Below are 18,221 nucleotides of genomic sequence, written 5' to 3'. Positions count from 1 at the left end.
AAACCCATCCGATACCATCATGCGTCAAATCATTCTTGATACCGAGACCACCGGCCTGGAGCCGAGCCAGGGCCACCGCATCATCGAGTTTGCCGGTCTGGAAATGGTGGACCGCAAGCTGACCGGTCGCCACCTGCACCTGTACATGCACCCCGAGCGCGAGATCGACCCCGACGCCGAGCGCGTGCACGGCATCTCGCTGGATTTTCTCGCCGACAAGCCGAAGTTCCATGCTGTCGCCGACGAGCTGGTGGACTTCATCAGCGGTGCCGAGCTGATCATCCACAACGCGCCGTTTGACGTCGGCTTCCTCAATGCCGAATTCAACCGCCTCGGCATCGCGCCGGTGGACAAGCTGTGCGCACAGGTCACCGACACCCTGCGCATGGCGCGCGACACCTTTCCTGGCAAGCGCAACAGCCTGGACGCCTTGTGCGACCGCTTCGAGATCGACCGCAGCAACCGTACCCTGCACGGCGCGCTGATCGACTGCGAGCTGCTGGCCGAGGTCTACCTGTGGATGACCCGTGGCCAGGAAAGCCTGATGATGGACGCCGGTCCGGGCGAGGGGGAGGGCATCAATGGCCTCAACCTGGCGTTCGAACGCAAGCCGCTGACGGTGCTGGCGCCGACGGCCGAGGAGCTGGCTGCGCACCAGGAGTACCTCGACCTGCTGGACAAGACGGTAAAGGGCAGCTGCCTGTGGCGCAGCATCGAGAGCCCGGCGCCGGTGCAATCATGAGCGATTGCATCGCGCTGGTGCCGGCCGCCGGCCACGGCAGCCGCTTTGGCACCGCCACCCCGAAACAGTACCTGCCGCTGGCCGACCGGCCGCTGCTGGCGCACACGCTGGACGTGCTGTGCCGCAATGCGACGATCAGCCGCGTGGCGGTGGTGATCTCGCCCGGCGACGAGTGGTTCGACAGCTTCGACTGGCCGCAGGCCAAGCTGGAAGTGCTGCGCGTTGGCGGCCCCAGCCGCGCCGAGAGCGTGGCCGGTGGCTTGGCGGCGCTGGCGGCCGGCGCCGACGACTGGGTGCTGGTGCACGACGCGGCGCGTTGCTGCCTCAGCGACAGCGCGCTGCAGCGACTGATCGACAGCCTGCAGGACGACGCGGTCGGCGGTCTGCTGGCGCAGCCGGTAGCCGATACCGTCAAGCAGGCGAGTCTGCAGGGCCGCGTCGCCGCCACCGTGCCGCGCGACGGCCTGTGGCTGGCGCAGACGCCGCAGATGTTCCGCGCCGGTCTGCTGGCCGAGGCACTGCAGGATGCGGCCAACCCGGCGATTACCGACGAAGCCTCCGCCATCGAGCTGCTCGGCCATGCGCCGCGGCTGGTGGAAGGCGAGGCACAGAACTTCAAAGTGACGTGGCCGCAGGATCTGGCGCTGGCCAGCGCCATCCTGGCGGCGCGCAAAGGATAAGCAGATGACGCCATTCCGTATCGGCCAGGGCTACGACGTGCACCGTCTGGTCGAGGGCCGCCCGCTGATGCTCGGTGGGGTGCACATCCCGCACGACAAGGGCCTGCTCGGCCACTCCGACGCCGACGCCTTGCTGCACGCCATTACCGACGCGGTACTGGGCGCGGCGGCGCTGGGCGATATCGGTCGTCATTTTCCCGATACCGACCTAGCATTCAAGGGTGCCGACAGCGGCCTGCTGCTGCAGGAGGCGATGCGCCGCGTGCGTGCCGCCGGCTGGCAGCTGGTCAACGTCGACAGCACCATCATCGCGCAGGCGCCGAAGCTGGCGCCGCACATCGATGCCATCCGTGGCCGCATTGCCGAACTGCTGGCCATCGACGTGGCCTGCGTCAACGTCAAGGGCAAGACCAATGAAAAGCTCGGCTACCTCGGCCGGGCGGAAGCGATCGAAACGCAGGCGGTGTGCCTGCTGGTGCCGCAATAATTCCCCATTCCGGAGTACTCTCATGGACCAGAATCAACTGAAACAGCTGGTGGCACAACAGGCCATCAAATTCGTGCCGGATGACTGCATCGTCGGCGTCGGTACCGGCAGCACCGTCAATTTCTTCATCGACGAGCTGGCCAAGATCAAGGGTCGCATCAAGGGCGCGGTGTCCAGCTCGGTGGCCAGTACCGAGCGCCTGAAGGCGATCGGCATTCCGGTGTATGACCTGAACACGGTGGGCCCGGACGAGCTGCCGGTGTATATCGACGGCGCCGACGAGGTCAACCATCACCTGCACATGATCAAGGGCGGTGGCGCGGCACTGACGCGCGAGAAGATCATCGCCGCGGTGGCGCAGCAGTTCATCTGCATCGCCGACGAGAGCAAGTACGTGTCGGTGCTGGGGGCCTTCCCGCTGCCGGTGGAGGTGATCCCGATGGCGCGCAGCCACGTGGCACGCGAGATCGTCAAGCTTGGCGGTCATCCGGAGTGGCGCATGGGCGTCACCACCGACAACGGCAACATCATTCTCGACGTGCACGGCATGCAGATCGCCGAGCCGGTGAAGCTGGAGCAGCAGATCAACCAGATCGTCGGCGTGGTCACCAACGGCCTGTTCGCGCAGCGCCGGGCCGACGTGTTGCTGCTGGGTACTGCCGCTGGCGTGAAGGAACTGAGCTAAGTCCGGCCACGCTTGCGGCCAACGTTGGCCGCAAGCGCTGCGTTACCGTGCATCTTGCTGCAACAGAACTGTCATGTTGCGCGTCTATCATGGCGCGCTTGAAGCCGAAAACCAACGAGGTCGCTCATGCCTGATCACATTTCCAAGCAGTTTGATATGGAGCTCGAAAATATCCGCACCCGCGTGCTGCAGATGGGGGGTCTGGTCGAGCAGCAAATCCGCGCCGCGATGGAGGCGTTGCAGGAGGGAGATGTCGATCGTCTCGACCGCGTGATCGCCGACGATGCCAAGGTCAACGCCTTTGAAGTGGCGATCGACGAGGACTGCCAGCACATCATCGCCCGCCGCCAGCCGGCCGCCAGCGACCTGCGCATGGTGATCACCGTGATCAAGACCATCACCGACCTGGAGCGCATCGGCGACGAGGCGCAAAAAGTCGCCCGCGTCGGCCGCTCGCTGTATCAGTCGTCGCGCTATCCAACGCCGCGCTTCCGCGAGGCCGACAAGATGGCCAAGTCGGCGCTGGCGATGCTGCACCGCGCGCTGGACGCGTTTGCCCGCCTTGATACCACTGCCGCGGTGGAGCTGGCCGAAGAAGACATGATGCTGGACGAGGACTACGCGTCCGAGCTGCGTTCGCAGATCACCTACATGATGGAAGATCCGCGCACCATCACGCTGTCGATCGACACCCTGTTCATCTGCAAGGCGATCGAGCGCATCGGCGACCACGCCAAGAACATTTCCGAATACGTGGTGTATCTGGTGAAGGGCAAGGACATCCGTCATACCTCGCTGGAAGACAAGAAGCGCGAAACCCTGCCGCAAGAACCGGTCTGATTTTGCGTGCAGTAGTCCAAAGGCGGCGGTAACATCGGTTACCGCCGTTTTTTCATTTCCCAACCCGTTTCCAAGAAGGGGTGATTCTTGAACAGTACTACGCCCCCCTACGATGTATTGGCCACCGTCGACCTCGGTTCGAACAGTTTCCGACTGCAAGTGTCGCGCGTGGTGGACGACCAGCTGTACCCCCTGGATGTATTGAAGGAAACCGTCCGTCTGGGCGGTGGCCTCACCGAAGACAAGCTGCTGCAACAGGACACCATCGATCGCGCGCTGGCCTGCATGGCGCGCTTTGGCGAGCGGCTGCGCGGCTTCGAGCCCCGCCAGGTGCGCATCGTCGGCACCAACACCCTGCGCGTGGCGAAGAACGCCCCGGCGTTCATCAGCGAGGCCGAACGGCTGCTGGGCTTCCCGATCGAGATCATTGCCGGGCGCGAAGAAGCGCGCCTGATCTACCTTGGCGCCGCGCACAGCCTGCCGGCCACCAAGGAGCGCCGGCTGGTGGTCGACATCGGTGGCGGCTCCACCGAATTCATCATCGGCAGCCAGTACAAGGCGCACGTCACCGAGAGCCTGCCGCTGGGCTGCGTCACCTACAGCCTGCGCTATTTCACTGCCGGCAAGATCAGCAAGGTCGCGTTCCGCGACGCCGAGCTGGCCGCCGCCAGCGAGATCCAGCGCATCACCCACGCCTATCCGCAGAGCGAATGGCAGCTGGCGGTCGGTACCTCCGGCACCGCGCGTTCGCTGCGCGACATCCTGGAAATCAACGACTGGACCAGCGGCGAGATCACCCTGCGCGGCATGCTGCGCCTGCGCGAGGAGCTGCTGCGCTTCGGCTCGTTCAAGACCATCGACCTGAACGGCCTCAAGCCGGACCGGGCGCCGGTGATCTGTGGCGGCCTCGCGGTGATGATCGCGGTGTTCCAGACCCTGCAGATCGAGCGCATGATCGTCACCGATGGCGCACTGCGCGACGGCGTGCTCTATGATCTGCTGGGCCGACAGCGGGAGAAGGACATGCGTGACTCCACCATTGCCCAGTTCAAGCGCCGTTATCACGTCGATACCGCGCAGGCGGAACGGGTGTTGCGCCTGGCCGAGCAGTTTTACGGCATGGTGGCGCCGGGCGGCCCGCTGCTGAAATGCCTGAGCTGGGCGGCCAAGGTGCACGAGATCGGGCTGTCGATCGCGCACACCGCCTACCACAAGCATTCCGCGTACATCCTGCAGTATGCCGACATGCCGGGCTTCTCGCGGCGCGAGCAGAGCGAGCTGGCCACCATCGTGCTTGGCCACCGTGGCGACATGGGCAAGATGATGCGCGAGATCGCGGATCCGGAACTGTGGCACGCGGTACTGGCGCTGCGCCTCGCCGCGCTGTTCTGCCGCAGCCGCAACGATGTCGATGGCCAGGCGGTGCAGAACGTGCAGCAGACCATGAACGGCTACGCCATCACCATCGACAGCGACTGGCTGGAGGCCAATCCGCTGACCACCAGCGCCTTCGGCCAGGAAGTCGGCCAGTGGCGCCGTGTCGGCATGTTGCTGGAGCTGCGTCAGGCCTGATTGCTGGAAGTGGTTGAAAATGCCATGACTTTGCGATAGGTTTTCATTTTGGTCTATGCGGATCGGAATGCCATGGCTAGCAAAACCACCACCAGTCGCCGCCTGATTACCCCGAAAAGCTGGGGTATCCGTCAGCCGGAGCTGATCGATACCCCCGGCCGCGACCGGGTCTGTTCGCGCTGTTCCGGACGCGGCCTGACCGAAGTGCGCACCATCGCCGGCATGATGATGCGCTGTCCGCGCTGCAAGCAGTTGCAGTTCTGAGCGTTGCCGGCAAAAGAAAAGACCACCGCGTGCGGTGGTCTTTTGCTTGCTGCGGGCCGGGGAATCAGGCGCGCTTCTTGAATTCGTTGGTGCGGGTATCGATTTCGATCTTTTCGCCGGTGTTGACGAAAGCCGGAACCTGCACTTCGAAGGTGGTGCCTACCAGGCGTGCCGGCTTCAGTACCTTGCCGGAAGTGTCGCCACGGACGGCTGGCTCGGTGTATTCCACTTCACGAACCACGGTGGTCGGCAGTTCTACGGAGATGGCCTTGCCGTCGTAGAAGGTGACCTGGCATTCGTCTTCCATGCCGTCAACGATGTAGTTCAGGGTGTCGCCCAGGTTGTCGGCTTCGACTTCGTACTGGTTGAACTCGGCGTCCATGAACACGTACATCGGGTCAGCGAAGTAGGAGTACTGGCAGTCCTTGCGATCCAGTACCACCACGTCGAACTTGTCGTCGGCACGGTAAACCGCTTCGGAACCCGCACCCGTCAGCAGGTTTTTCATCTTCATTTTCACGACCGAAGCGTTACGGCCGGATTTGCTGAATTCAGCTTTTTGTACAACCATCGGCTCGCCGCCGACCATGAATACGTTACCTGCGCGGAGTTCCTGAGCGGTTTTCATGCGTTTAAGTCCTAAAGTCTTGAATCGGAATCGGAAAACGATTCCCTTGGAAACCGGTTATTGTAGCTGCTTTTCGGTGAACTGCACCAGTCGTGTGGCGAGGTCGCCGTGACGCAGTTGCATTTGTGGCCAGCTGCGGGCGTAGCGTTGCCATTCCGCCAGTACCGCCGGCAGCGTTTGCCAGACCTGGCCGATGTCCTGTTCGCGGTTCCAGCCTTGCCACAGCGCGTGGATCTGTTGGCGCGCGGCCGGCGACAGCGCGGCGGTGTAGCGTTGTAAAAAAGCCTCCAGCTTGACCAGATGCGCGTCCTCATCTTGGCGGTAGATGTGCCACAGGAACGGCCGCGCCGCCCACTGCGCGCGCACGAAGCTGTCCTCGCCGCGCACGATGTTGATATCGCACGACCACAGCAGCCGGTCGTAGCCGTGCTGATCGGTCAGCGGCAGCACGTGCAGCGTCAGCGCACCGCGCTGCAGCACGTCGCCGGCCTGTGGCAGCTGTGCGAGGCCGAACGCGGCGGCGACATCCGGCAACACCTTGCCCTGCGGCACCAGCAGCCGCAGCGGCTGGCTGCCGGCGGCGCAGCTGGCCAGCCACTGCTGCGCGGCGGCGGATTCGTAACAGAACAGGCTGACGCGCAGCTCGCCGGCGCGGCGCGGCGGCACGCCCAGGCTTTGCCAGTAGGCGTCCTGCCTCGCCGCGTCGGCCTGCCACGCGTCGCGCTGCGCCGGCAGTGCCCGTTCGCACAGCAGGCCGCCGGTATCGTCGCCAAAGCCGGGAAAGAAGAAGTGCTTGGTCAGCGGCAGTTGCGGATGCGGCGAGGCCAGGCCGTGGCAGCCGGCGACCCAGTCTTCCGCCGACAGGTATTCCAGATTGATCCACACCGGCTTGCGCGTCCGGTCGACCATGGCGGCCAGATAGCTGTCCGGCAGCGGGCAGCCGAAGGCCTCGATCACCACGTCGGCGGCGTCGGTGGCGGGAAAGTCCTGCGCCGGCCAGTGGCAGATGCTGACACCGTCCAGCTGCTGCTGCGCCAGCGCCGGCTGCAGGCCGGGGGCGATGCGGGCAAAGCTGGCCAGATCGTCCACCCACAGGCGCACCGCGAAGCCGTACTCGTGCGCCAGCTGCCGCGCCAGGCGCCAGGTGACGCCGATGTCGCCGTAGTTGTCGATCACGGTGCAGAAAATGTCCCAGCGTTGCGCCATGCTGCTCTCCTTACAATGGCTGCGCAGCATAGCGCAGCCGGCGCCGGCGACAAAGCGTTGCGGCCAACCTTGTACACAAGGTTGGCCGCAAGCCGCAACGGCGCTGCCGCTTACACGTGCAGCAGCAGGAAGCGCCGCTCCCACGGACTGATCACGTCGAAGTACTCGCGATACTCGGCTTCCTTGATCGCGCTGTAGGTCTGGATGAAGTGGTCGCCGAACAGCTCCGCCAGCGGCTGGCACTTGAGCAGCATGTCGATGGCGTCGTCCAGGTGGCGCGGCAGCTGGTGTGGCTGCTCGTAGGCGCTGCCGGTCAGCGGCGCGCTCGGCTGGATGCGCTGTTGCATGCCGAGATAGCCGCAGGCGAGGCTGGCGGCGATCGCCAGATACGGGTTGACGTCGACGCCGGCGAGGCGGTTTTCCACCCGCCGCGCCTCCGGCCCGGAGTGCGGCACGCGCAGGCCGCAGGTGCGGTTATCAAAGCCCCAACTCAGGTTGATCGGCGCCGAGGTGAAGCGCGACAGGCGGCGGTAGCTGTTCACGTACGGCGCGAAGAACGGCATCGCCGCCGGCAGGTAGGTCTGCAGCCCGCCGATGAAGTGGAGGAAGGCGTCGGACGGGCTGCCGTCGGCGTTGCTGAAGATGTTGTTGCCGTCGGCATCGACCACGCTCTGGTGGATGTGCATCGCGCTGCCCGGCTGGCCCTGCATCGGCTTGGCCATGAAGGTGGCGTACATATTGTTGCGGATCGCAACCTCGCGCACGGTGCGCTTGAACAGGAACACCTGGTCGGCCAGCTGCAGCGGATCGCCGTGATCAAGGTTGATCTCCATCTGCGCGGTGCCCATCTCGTGGATCAGCGTGTCCAGCGCCAGCCCCTGCGCCTCGCACCAGTCGTAGATCTCGTCGAAGATATTGTCGTATTCGTTGACCGCGTCGATGGAAAAGCTCTGCATCCCGGCCTCGGTGCGCTTGGTGCGGCCAACCGGCGGTTTCAGCGGGATGTCTTCGTCGGGTTCGACCTGCACCAGGTAGAACTCCATTTCCGGGGCGACGATGGCGGACAGGCCGTCCTGCTGGTACAGCTTGAGGATGCGCTTGAGCACGTTGCGCGGCGCGAGGTCGGCGTCGCTACCGTCGAAATTGACGCAGTCGTGGATGATCTGCGCGGTCGGTTCTTTCGCCCACGGGACCGGGCGCACGGTGCTGGCGTCCGGGATCAGGCGCATGTCGGGGTCGGCGACGGAGGTGAAGTCCTGCTCGGGAAAGTCGCCGGTGACGGTCATCGACAGTACGGCTTCCGGCAGGCGCAGGCCCTCGGCGGGGTTGTACTTGTGGCGCGGCACGATCTTGCCGCGCGCCAGCCCGGTCATGTCCGGGATCAGGCATTCAACTTCGGTAATCCGGTTTTCGTCCAGCCATTGCTGGATTTTCTGCGCGTCGTTCATCGGGTAGTCCTATGGCGATCAGGTGTGGGCGCCGGAGCTGGTGCTGCGGCGTTCGTGGTTGAGCAGCGCGTCGCGGCGGCGCGCCAGCGTCAGGAAAGCCTGCGCGGCATCGAGGCGCAGGTCGCAGGGTTGCCGCAGCAGCGGCTGGCGTGCATGGCACGGCCAGGCGAGATCAATCAAAATGCGTTCCTCTTCAGGGTATAGAATGCTTAATGAAAGCCGCAGTCTGGACTGCGGTGTTTAAAATTATGGTCACGCTTCGCCATGCTATGAGCGGCGCGGCGCGACCGCAACCTTTGTCCGCCTTGCTGCTGGCCGGTTGTGGAATAAAGCCCACAGCCGGGGCCGCGCTACCTGTGGACGAAGGCTGCCTATTTTTGCCGGACTGTTTAATGATGAGTGAAGCCGCTGCCAAACCTGTCGCCACGCCCGCCCGCTGGCCCCGTCGTCTGTTGTGGAGCGCGACCGCAGTGGCCGTGCTGCTGGGCGGACTGTGGGCCGGGGTGCCCAAAGCGGTGGACTACGCCGCCGGCAACTGGGCGCAAAAGGTTGGCCGCAAGTTGACGCTGGGCAAAGTGGAGTTCGCGCCGTGGGCGTGGCGGCTGACCGTGCACGACTTGCGCCTGAACGACCGCGACGGCACGCCGCTGTTCAGCGCCGCACGCTTGAATGTCGATGCCGAGGCGCTGCCCTTGCTGCTTGGCCGCTTCGAGTTGGCGGAGCTGACGCTGGACACGCCGCGACTGTGGGCGGCGCGCAATGCGCAGGGCGAATGGAACTGGACGCGCCTGCTGCGCGACGCCGCCGGCCCGGACACGGCGCCGGACGAGGAGGCCAGCGAGCCGCCCAAGCTGCTGCTGACACAGCTGGCGCTGAACAAGGGCCAGCTGTTGCTGCACGACCAGCTGGGCGGCGACGTGCAGCGCCAGGTGCTGCCGCTGGACTTCCAGCTGAAAAACCTGTCCACGCTGCCCAATAACCAAGGCCGCTACCGCCTCGCCGCCGAACTGGACGACGGCACCCGGCTGGACTGGCAGGGCAGCCTGCTGTTGCAGCCCTTGCAGTCGGACGGGGTACTGAAGGTGTCCGGCTTTACCCTTGGCAGCGTGTGGCCGTACGTGCAGCCGTATCTCAGGCTGGCGCCGCCGCAGGGCAAGCTGAGTGTCAGCCTGCCGTACCATTTCGATCTGGCCGGCAAGACGGTGCGGCTGTCGGCCAAGGGCGTTGCGGCCAACCTCGCGGCGCTGGCGGTGACTGCGCCGGGCAGCGGCAGCAGCTTCAAGCTCGGCCAGCTGGCGCTCAGCGGCGGTGAGTTCGACCTCGCCAGCCGGCGGCTGACGCTGGCCAGGCTCAGCCTCGCCGGCGGCGAGCTGGACACCGTGCTCGACCGTCAGGGGCAGCCGGACTGGCTGGCGGCCTTGCCTCCCGCACCGGCTGCGGCGGCCAGCGTGAAAACCGCCACGACGGCCAAGCCAGTTCCAGCCAAGCCGGAACCGGGCTGGACGGTGAGCCTGCCGGCCATCCGCATCGACAACTGGCAGCTGCGCGCCACCCACCAGGGCTTTGTCACGCCGCTGTCCGCCAGCCTGAAGCTGGACAGCCTGCAGGCGGCCGTGGCGATGACGGCGGACGGTGGCGTCAAGGTCGGCAACGCCACGCTGGCGCTGTCGCAGCTGGCGGCCGCCAGTGGCGACCGGCCGCCGTTCGCCACCCTGACCGGCCTGCAGCTGGCCAGCAGCGAGCTGGATCTGGGTAAGCGAAGCATCACGCCGGGCGACGTCACGCTGCAGGGCCTGCAGCTGGCGCTGAACCGCGGCAAGGACGGCAAGCTGGATATCGCCGAGGCGCTGCGCCAGCAGGCGACCGCCACCCCTGCCGCGCCGGTAGCAGCAAGCACCCCGCCGGATTCCCCGGCGTGGCAGATCCGTTACCCGAAGCTGACGCTGGCGCAGTCCGCGCTCAGCTGGCGCGATGCCGGCACCGGCCAGCCGGTGAGCGTGGCGCTGCAGGATGTCGGCGCCAGCGTCAGCGGTGATCCGCAGCAGGGCTTTGCCGTGCAACTGGCGGCGGCGCTGGGTCAGGGCAAGCTGCAGCTGGAGGCCAAGGCTGCGGCCAACCTGCAGGACATCCGCGGCCGCCTGCGCGCCAGCCGGTTGCCGCTGCGCGAGGTGGCGCCGTACGCGCTGGACAACACCGTGCTGCGCTTTGGCGGCGGCGAGCTGTCGGCCGATCTCGGCTTTGCGCTGGCCGGCAGCCGCTGGCAGGCCGACGGCAAGGCGCAACTGGACAGGCTGGCGCTGTACGAGCCGGGGCGGCGCGAGGTGCTGCTGGGCTGGCAGCAACTGGCCGTCAGCGGCATCAAGGCGCAGCCGGACAGGGTGAGCCTTGCCGACGTGCGGCTGGTGTCGCCGCAACTGCGGCTGATCCTCGATGAAAAGCGGGTGCCCAACTTTGCGCACCTGATGAAGCCGCAGCCAGCGGCCAAAACTGCAGCCAAGGCGGCGCCCGCCGCCAAGAGCGATAGCGGCGACAAGCTGCCGCTGGTGGAGGTGCGCGCCATCCGCGTGCGCAATGCGCGCATGGACTTTGCCGACCTCGGCCTCAACCCCAGCTTTGCCACCCGCATCCACTCGCTGTCCGGCACCGTGCTCGGCCTGTCCAGTCGTCCGGGGCGACGCGGCACGGTGACGATGGACGGCCGTGTCGACCAGTTTGGCGACGTGCGCATCCGCGGCGCGCTGTCGCCGCTGGCGGTGACCAACGATCTCGACATGGCGCTGAACTTCCGCAACATCCCGCTGGGCAGCCTCAACCCGTACTCGATGACCTTTGCCGGCTGGAAGATCACCGATGGCAGCCTGACCACCGAGCTGCGCTACCTGCTGAAAAACCGCCAGTTGCAGGGCGAAAACCGCATGGTGATCGACCACATCCAGTTGGGTGAGGAAGTCGCCGATTACGACGGCACCCGCCTGCCGCTGCGGCTGGCGGTGGCGCTGCTGGAGGACAGCGACGGCCGCATCGACCTGTCGCTGCCGGTGGCCGGCAGCCTCGATGCGCCGGACTTCTCCTACGGCCACCTGGTGTGGCAGGCGTTCCGCAACATCGTGGTCAAGATCGTCACCGCGCCGTTCCGCGCGTTGTTTGGCGGCGAGGGCTTCGACGACATCTACGCCGATGCCGGCGACGACCGTATCCCCCCGCCGGAGCGCGAGAAGCTGCTGAAGCTGGCCGAGCTGCTGGCCAAGCGGCCGAAGCTGGCGCTGGCCATCGGCGGCGGTTATGACGTCGAGCAGGACAGCCGCGAGCTGGCGCGCTACCGCGTCGACAGCGATATCCTCAAGCGTGCCGCCTACCAGCTGCAGGCCGACGAGCCGCTGCCGCTGCCGGACATGGGCGATCCGGCGATCCGCAAGGCGGTGGGCGACGGCTACGCGGTGCAGTTCGGCCGTTTTGCCTGGCTCAAGCGCGTGGCGCGCGAAGCCGACACCGCCGAGCGCGCGCAATCGATGCGCGGCGAACTGCTGGCGGCGCAGAAGATCGACGACGGCGCGCTGCGGGCGCTGGCCAGCGCCCGCGGCAACGCGGCACGGCAGCTGCTGCTGGCGGCGAAACCGGAGCTGGCCGAGCGCATCAGCGTGCTGGACGCCGACAAGGTGAAGGCCGACAAGGATGGCGTGCCGCTGCTGCTGAAACTGAAATAAGCGCCTGCTTTTCCGCTTGCGGCCAACCTTGTGACAAGGTTGGCCGCAAGCGTTTGGTACGGCGCAAAACAGCTGTTGCGTGACGGCCGCACTGGCGGCAGACTGAACCGTTGCGGTGAGGCTTTGATGCCCATCAATGTCAAGAACCGCTGTATCTAGTTAGATCTCACATCTTTTGACACCACATCTAGCGGGGGCGGCATGAACCGGGACAATAGCGTAGCGTTTGCGGAGCAGGATATTTCACGCGAGGTATTGCTGGAAAAATACGCCAAGAACGGCGAACAGTCGGTCAGCGAGGTGCGCCAGCGCGTGGCGCAGGCACTGGCCGAACAGGAGCAGGATCCGCAACGTTTCGCCCCGCTGTTTTTCGAGGCGCTGGACAACGGTTTCATCCCTGGCGGTCGCATCAACTCCGCCGCCGGCACCGATCTCAAGGCCACGCTGATCAACTGCTTCGTGCAGCCGGTCGGCGATGCGGTGTCCGCCACCGAGCACGGCAAGGTCGGCATCTACGAGGCATTGCTGCAGTCGGCGGAAACCATGCGCCGTGGCGGCGGCGTCGGCTACAACTTCAGCCGCATCCGCCCCAAGGGCGCGCGGGTGAAGGGTACCAACAGCCGCGCCTCCGGCCCGGTGTCGTATATGCGCGTGTTCGACCGCAGCTGCGAAACGGTGGAATCCGCCGGCGCGCGTCGCGGCGCGCAGATGGGGGTGCTGGACGTCAGCCACCCGGACATCGAGGCCTTCATCCACGCCAAGGACGGCGGTGACCTCGCCAACTTCAACATGTCGGTGGGGGTGTCCGACGCCTTCATGCAGGCGGTGGAGGCCGACGGCGACTGGCAACTGACCCACGCGGTGGCGCCGGCGTCGGATGCCTTCCCCGACAGCTTCCAGCGCGAGGACGGGCTGTGGGTGTACCGCAGCGTGCGCGCCCGCGAGCTGTGGCAGCAGATCATGGCCTCGACCTACGACCACGCCGAGCCGGGCGTGCTGTTCATGTCCAAGATCAACGCCGACAACAATCTGTCCTACTGCGAGGTGATCGAGTCCACCAACCCGTGCGGCGAACAGCCGCTGCCGGACTACGGCTGCTGCGATCTGGGCTCCATCAACCTGTGCAAGTTCGTGCGCCAGCCGTTCGGCGAGGCGCCGAGTTTCGATTTCAAGGCCTTCGAGAAGGTGGTACGCACCTCGATCCGCATGCTGGACAACGTGCTCGACCTCACCGTGTGGCCGCTGGTGGAGCAGCAGCGCGAGGCGCAGAACAAGCGCCGCGTCGGGCTGGGCTTCACCGGCCTGGGCGACGCGCTGATCATGCTCAAGGTGCGCTACGACAGCGAGGAAGGCCGCCGCCTGGCCGCCAGCATTTCCGAACACATGCGCGACGCCGCCTACGACGCGTCGGTGGACCTGGCCATCGAGAAGGGCGCCTTCCCGCTGTTCGACGCCGACAAGTACCTGGCGGCGCCGCATTGCGCCAGTCGCCTGCCGGACAGGCTCAAGGCGCGCATCAAGAAGCACGGCATCCGCAACTCGCACCTGCTGTCCATCGCGCCGACCGGCACCATCTCGCTGGCCTTTGCCGACAACGCCTCCAACGGCATCGAGCCGCCGTTTTCTTGGTACTACACCCGCAAGAAGCGCATGGCCGACGGCACGCAGCAGGAATACCTGGTCGAGGACCACGCCTACCGCGTGTACCGCATGCAGGGCGGCGACACCAATGCGCTGCCGGAGTACTTCGTCAGCGCGCTGCAAATGAGCGCGCTCGACCACATGCGCATGGTGGCGGCGGTGGCGCCGTACATCGACACCGCCATCTCCAAGACCGTCAACGTGCCGGCCGACTATCCGTTCGCCGACTTTGAAACGCTGTACCTGGAAGCGTGGCGCGCAGGGCTGAAGGGCATCACCACCTACCGCCCCAACAGCGTGCTCGGTTCGGTGCTGTCGATCGAGCCGACACCGGCCGCCAGCCAGCAGCTGCCACAGGATCTGGGCAACCAGAACGACCCCGATCGTCGCATCACCCTCAACACCGCGCCAAGCCCGGCGCTGGCCAGCCTGAAGTGGCCGAACCGGCCGCGGCTGAAGCACGGCAACCCGTCGTGGACCTTCATGGTGGAGGGCGAGGAGGGTGATTTCGCGGTGATGGTCGGCCATATCGACGGCCCGCAGCCAGGTGAAGCACCGCTGCCGTTCGAGTGCTGGGTCAACGGCGACGTGCCGCGTGGCCTCGGCGCCATCGCCAAGACGTTGTCGATGGACATGCGCTGTCGCGACCGCGCCTGGCTGGGCGCCAAGCTGGACGCACTGGCCGCCACCCGCGGCGACCGCCACTACCGCGCCGAGCTGGGCGACGCGCCGGTGCAGAGCAGCGCCGCCGCCGCCGCACTGGCACGCGTGGTGCGCCACCGCATCGAACAACTGGGCGCACTGACACTGGCCGCCGGCGCCGCCACCCCGGTGATGGACGCGCTGTTCGCACGCAAGGAGCCGAAATCCGGCACCGACGGCACCATCAGCTGGTCGGTGGACGTGAGCAACCCGCAGACCGGTGACGATTTCGTGCTGTTCGTGAAGGAGCTGGTGTTGCCCACCGGCCAGCGCCGGCCGTACTCGATGTGGCTGGCCGGCCACTATCCGCGCGAGCTGGACGGACTGTGCAAGATGCTGAGCCTCGACATGCGGGTGATCGACCCGGCGTGGATCGGCATGAAGCTGCGCAAGCTGCTGAGCTACGCCGAACCGCAGGCCGATTTCTTCGCCCGTGTGCCGGCCAGCGACAAGTCGCAGAGCTGGCCGTCGACCGAGGCCTATCTGGCGCGGCTGATCATTCATCGCTACGCCATGCTGGGCATCCTCAGCGAGGACGGCGTGCCGGTGGAAGACATGGGCGTGATGGTGCCGGAGCAGGGCGACCTGTTCGAAAGCGCGGTGGTCAGCGTGGCCGCGGCACCGATGGCCGGCAAGGCCTGCCCGGAGTGCGGCAACCGCGCGTTGATCAAGAAGGACGGCTGCGAATTCTGCACCGCCTGCGGTCATGTCGGCGCCTGCGGCTGAGCGTGCCGGCCACGGACGACACGCCGCCCCTCGGGGCAATGACCGCTAGTTAAAACAGTACCGCCCCCGACGATGTCGGGGGCGGTGCTGTTTTGTGGGGCTTGCGGCGCCGTTCAGGGCTGCGCCGCCGGCGCTCGTTGCCGGTGCAATGACGCTGGCGCTGCGGCCAACCTTTAGCAGCGGCCTTTCTTGGCCTGGCCCGGCGGGCAGAAGCCACCGCCGCCATGGTAGTGGTCATCGTAGACCGGCTCGACCACGACCGGCTCCAGCACGATGGGGGAGCGCAGCTTGACGCGCGCGGGCTGCACCACACAGGCCGACAGGCTGCTGGCGGCGATCAGGGCAAACAAGATGGTTTTCATGGTGGTTCTCGCTATGTCGGTGACGGGCCGCCATGTGTGGCGACACCGGGAATCGGTTGCGGACAGGGCCGGCATCTGCCGGCCCTGCTGTCCTGAGGGTTGCGCGCCATGGCCGGCATGGTGCACGGGTTTAGCGGCGGCGGCCGCCACGGCGATCGCCGTCGCGCCAGTCTCCGCCACGCCAGTCGTCGCCGTGTGAGTAGCGGTCGTGGCCGTAGTAGTCATGGTGGCGATAGGGGTACAGCGGCCGTATCACGCAGCCGCTCAGCACGCTGGCCAGCAGTATGAGCATCAGCAATTTCATGATGTCTCCTCCAGTAGTGCTGTCGCGGCACCGTCGCAAAGCGTTAAGGTCACCGCGGCAGTCAATCTGGTTTCAGCATAATCGAAGCCATTGCCGCCAGATAGTCGGCATTTGCTAACAAATATTAATTGTGTACAGCTTGTGTGACGCCACAGGTGGCTGTAGCGGCTGGGCCTGGGATCGCCGTGGTGCGCGGGCCGCGCGGCAATGCTTTGTGGTGGAGGCGCTGCCGTTTTGGCATAAGCTGAAGCAGGCACGCCGCACGGCGTGACAGCAAACGGGGGCGACGATGACGATGCAGACGCAACCCGGCCTGACGGCCGACGATACCGCGTGCCCGCTGCGGGTGTTCGTGATCAGCGATTTCCCGCTGCTGCTGGCAGGGCTGACGGCGCTGCTGGCCACCCAGGCGCCGCGACTGGCGCTGGCCGGCAGTGCCGCACTCACTCCGTCGCCGCTGCCGGCACTGACCGCGGCCGAGGCCGACATCGTGCTGCTGGATCTGGACGGCGACGCCGAGCCGAGCCTGGCGCTGGTCCGGGCATTGGCCACGCGCGGCGACAAGGTGCTGTTGCTGACGCGGCAGCAGGAACGGGCGCGGCAGGACCGCGCCATCATGCTCGGCGCCCGCGGCCTGCTGACGCGAGACACCGACACCGCGCAACTGCTCACCTCCATCGAGAAGGTCCATCACGGCCAGCTGTGGCTGGATCGCGACGCCACCGGGCGTATCTTCGACGCACTGTCGCGCCACGGCACCATGCCGGCGCCGGATGCCGCCAGCGCCGTGCCGCCGCCACTGAGCGAACAGGAGCGGAAGATCGTCGCCATCCTGATGGCCAACAGCGGCGAGCCGGCCAAGCTGATCGCCGGCAAGCTGCACATCAGCGAGAGCACCCTGCGTAACCATCTGACGGTGATTTACAAGAAGTTCGGGGTGAGCAACCGCCACGGCCTGCTCGGCTACGTGTTGCAGCACGGCCTGCTGCTGCCCGCCTGAGCCGGTATCACTACGTTGCGGGAGCTGTCTCTGGGTCATGCCAGAGCTTGCTCCTGCCAACAACGGGATGTTTCTCCCGTAGATTAAAAAGTTCCGCTTACTACACTTCCTATGTCATGACCGGTGTCGGGGCGTCATCGCCATGCCGCCAGCCTGATGCGCCAGACGCATCCCACCCGTACCGGGCAAGGTTGGCCGCAAGCCAGCCGCCGCCGCTCATGCCACCGAATCCGCCGTCCTTGCCCGCACCCGCAAGCGGCGCGCTCGTCATCCGGCCAGCGCAGATCATTCAGGGAGAACATCATGGCCATCAGCAGCGTTTCCTACACCAAGACACCGCAAGCCGGCGACGATTCCTACTGGTACACCGAGGATGAGCTGCTGGCGGCCAGTAATTACAACAGCAGCAGCAACGTGCTGACCCTGAATGTGATGAGCAATGATCTGGGCGGCAACGCCAAGAAGCTGTACTCCATTGATGATGGCAGCGGTGCGCTGAGCGACCTGTTGACAAGTAATGTCACCACCGGCTGGGAAACCACGCTGGGTGGCAACTGGATTCGCATCAACGCCGGCAAGATCGAATTCAAGTTCGCGACCGGACTGGACTCTCTCGCCATCGGCGACACCCGGCACGACTCCTTTGTCTACGCCATCCAGCTGGGCAACGGTACCATCAGCTACGCCACCGTCACCGTCGATGTGATGGGCAGCAATGACGGCCCGCGCGTCAGCGCCGCCGTCACTGCTGGCGGCTACGAAGGGGACGCCGACTTCGAAGTCGACCTGCTGCACGGTGCCAGCGACATCGACCAGGGCGAGACCGCCACCCTGCAGGCCAGCGGACTGAGTTTCAGCGTCAACGGTGGTCCGAGTACAAGCACGCTGCCCGCCGGTTTGACGCTGGCCGGCAACAAGCTGCTGGTTGATGCCGACGGTAACGCTTTTGATCACCTGGCCGCCGGCGCCACCGAAGTCATCACCGTCAGCTATGTCGTGGTGGATGAGTACGGTGCCAGCGTGGCGCAGACCGCGACCATCACCGTCACCGGTACCAACGATGCGCCGCTGGCGGTGGCCAAGCTCGATGCCGCCACCGAGGGCGGGGCAACGATCAACGGCCAGGTGCAGGCCACCGACCTGGACGACGATGCCGTGCTGAGCTACAGCCTGACCGGGGCGCCAGCGGCGGGGCTGACCTTCCATGCCGATGGCAGCTACAGCTTCGAC

At 66.0% G+C, this 18,221-nt stretch carries 17 protein-coding genes; 11 read left to right on the top strand and 6 right to left on the bottom strand.

The annotated features are described in order from the left end of the window. Positions 1 to 19: 19 nt before the first annotated feature. From dnaQ to PQU89_RS13415, 7 genes are all read left to right on the top strand, one after another. Positions 20 to 742, top strand: a complete 723-nt coding sequence (dnaQ, locus tag PQU89_RS13445; protein WP_272766280.1) for a DNA polymerase III subunit epsilon — start codon at positions 20 to 22, stop codon at positions 740 to 742. After that, positions 739 to 1,422 (top strand): 2-C-methyl-D-erythritol 4-phosphate cytidylyltransferase, encoded by a 684-nt coding sequence (gene ispD, locus PQU89_RS13440; protein ID WP_272766279.1) that lies wholly within the window; start codon positions 739 to 741, stop codon positions 1,420 to 1,422. The genes dnaQ and ispD overlap by 4 nt, the downstream gene beginning before the upstream one ends. A 4-nt stretch (positions 1,423 to 1,426) precedes the next feature. Then, complete coding sequence (gene ispF, locus PQU89_RS13435) at positions 1,427 to 1,909, top strand: 2-C-methyl-D-erythritol 2,4-cyclodiphosphate synthase (protein ID WP_255908200.1); 483 nt, start codon at positions 1,427 to 1,429, stop codon at positions 1,907 to 1,909. 22 nt (positions 1,910 to 1,931) lie between these two features. Then, a complete protein-coding gene (rpiA, locus tag PQU89_RS13430) occupies positions 1,932 to 2,594 on the top strand; it encodes a ribose-5-phosphate isomerase RpiA (RefSeq protein ID WP_047968168.1) in 663 nt (220 codons plus the stop codon). A gap of 126 nt (positions 2,595 to 2,720) precedes the next feature. Further along, entirely contained in the window at positions 2,721 to 3,434 is a 714-nt protein-coding gene (gene phoU, locus PQU89_RS13425) for a phosphate signaling complex protein PhoU (protein WP_047968169.1), read from the top strand. 87 nt (positions 3,435 to 3,521) lie between these two features. After that, entirely contained in the window at positions 3,522 to 5,006 is a 1,485-nt protein-coding gene (gene ppx, locus PQU89_RS13420) for an exopolyphosphatase (RefSeq protein ID WP_272766278.1), read from the top strand. A 72-nt stretch (positions 5,007 to 5,078) separates the two neighbouring features. Further along, positions 5,079 to 5,270, top strand: coding sequence for a hypothetical protein (locus PQU89_RS13415; RefSeq protein ID WP_120811427.1), 192 nt, complete (start codon positions 5,079 to 5,081; stop codon positions 5,268 to 5,270). Between the two features lie 64 nt (positions 5,271 to 5,334). Here PQU89_RS13415 and efp read toward each other — a convergent pair whose 3' ends face one another. The 4 genes from efp to PQU89_RS13395 all read right to left on the bottom strand — a co-directional run bounded on the left by efp (position 5,335) and on the right by PQU89_RS13395 (position 8,732). Beyond that, positions 5,335 to 5,898, bottom strand: coding sequence for an elongation factor P (gene efp / locus PQU89_RS13410; RefSeq protein WP_047968172.1), 564 nt, complete (start codon positions 5,896 to 5,898; stop codon positions 5,335 to 5,337). Positions 5,899 to 5,955: 57 nt separating this feature from the next. Then, positions 5,956 to 7,104: an elongation factor P maturation arginine rhamnosyltransferase EarP gene (earP, locus tag PQU89_RS13405; RefSeq protein ID WP_272766277.1), complete on the bottom strand. Its 1,149-nt coding sequence runs from the start codon at positions 7,102 to 7,104 to the stop codon at positions 5,956 to 5,958. A gap of 110 nt (positions 7,105 to 7,214) precedes the next feature. Beyond that, entirely contained in the window at positions 7,215 to 8,552 is a 1,338-nt protein-coding gene (locus PQU89_RS13400; protein ID WP_272766276.1) for a glutamine synthetase family protein, read from the bottom strand. A gap of 18 nt (positions 8,553 to 8,570) precedes the next feature. Continuing rightward, positions 8,571 to 8,732 carry a hypothetical protein gene (locus PQU89_RS13395; protein ID WP_156168059.1) on the bottom strand — a complete coding sequence of 54 codons (162 nt, stop codon included), beginning with the start codon at positions 8,730 to 8,732 and terminating at the stop codon, positions 8,571 to 8,573. A 212-nt stretch (positions 8,733 to 8,944) separates the two neighbouring features. Between PQU89_RS13395 and PQU89_RS13390 the strand changes: the two genes are divergently transcribed. Next, positions 8,945 to 12,256 carry a DUF748 domain-containing protein gene (locus PQU89_RS13390; RefSeq protein WP_272766275.1) on the top strand — a complete coding sequence of 1,104 codons (3,312 nt, stop codon included), beginning with the start codon at positions 8,945 to 8,947 and terminating at the stop codon, positions 12,254 to 12,256. Between the two features lie 201 nt (positions 12,257 to 12,457). Then, positions 12,458 to 15,325: an adenosylcobalamin-dependent ribonucleoside-diphosphate reductase gene (locus PQU89_RS13385; RefSeq protein ID WP_272766274.1), complete on the top strand. Its 2,868-nt coding sequence runs from the start codon at positions 12,458 to 12,460 to the stop codon at positions 15,323 to 15,325. 173 nt (positions 15,326 to 15,498) lie between these two features. On the opposite strand, the gene PQU89_RS13380 is transcribed toward PQU89_RS13385, so the two are convergent. Further along, complete coding sequence (locus tag PQU89_RS13380; protein ID WP_272766273.1) at positions 15,499 to 15,687, bottom strand: vir-repressed protein; 189 nt, start codon at positions 15,685 to 15,687, stop codon at positions 15,499 to 15,501. A gap of 130 nt (positions 15,688 to 15,817) precedes the next feature. Further along, complete coding sequence (locus PQU89_RS13375) at positions 15,818 to 15,991, bottom strand: hypothetical protein (protein WP_272766272.1); 174 nt, start codon at positions 15,989 to 15,991, stop codon at positions 15,818 to 15,820. Between the two features lie 289 nt (positions 15,992 to 16,280). Between PQU89_RS13375 and PQU89_RS13370 the strand changes: the two genes are divergently transcribed. Together PQU89_RS13370 and PQU89_RS13365 are read left to right on the top strand one after the other, a co-directional pair. Then, entirely contained in the window at positions 16,281 to 16,991 is a 711-nt protein-coding gene (locus PQU89_RS13370) for a helix-turn-helix transcriptional regulator (RefSeq protein WP_272766271.1), read from the top strand. Positions 16,992 to 17,294: 303 nt separating this feature from the next. Next, the coding region (locus tag PQU89_RS13365) for a VCBS domain-containing protein (protein ID WP_272766270.1) at positions 17,295 to 18,221 on the top strand (927 nt) is incomplete at its 3' end.

This window comes from Vogesella indigofera, assembly GCF_028548395.1.
Lineage (GTDB): Bacteria > Pseudomonadota > Gammaproteobacteria > Burkholderiales > Chromobacteriaceae > Vogesella > Vogesella indigofera_A.
This window is presented reverse-complemented; position numbering and strand designations above follow the sequence as displayed.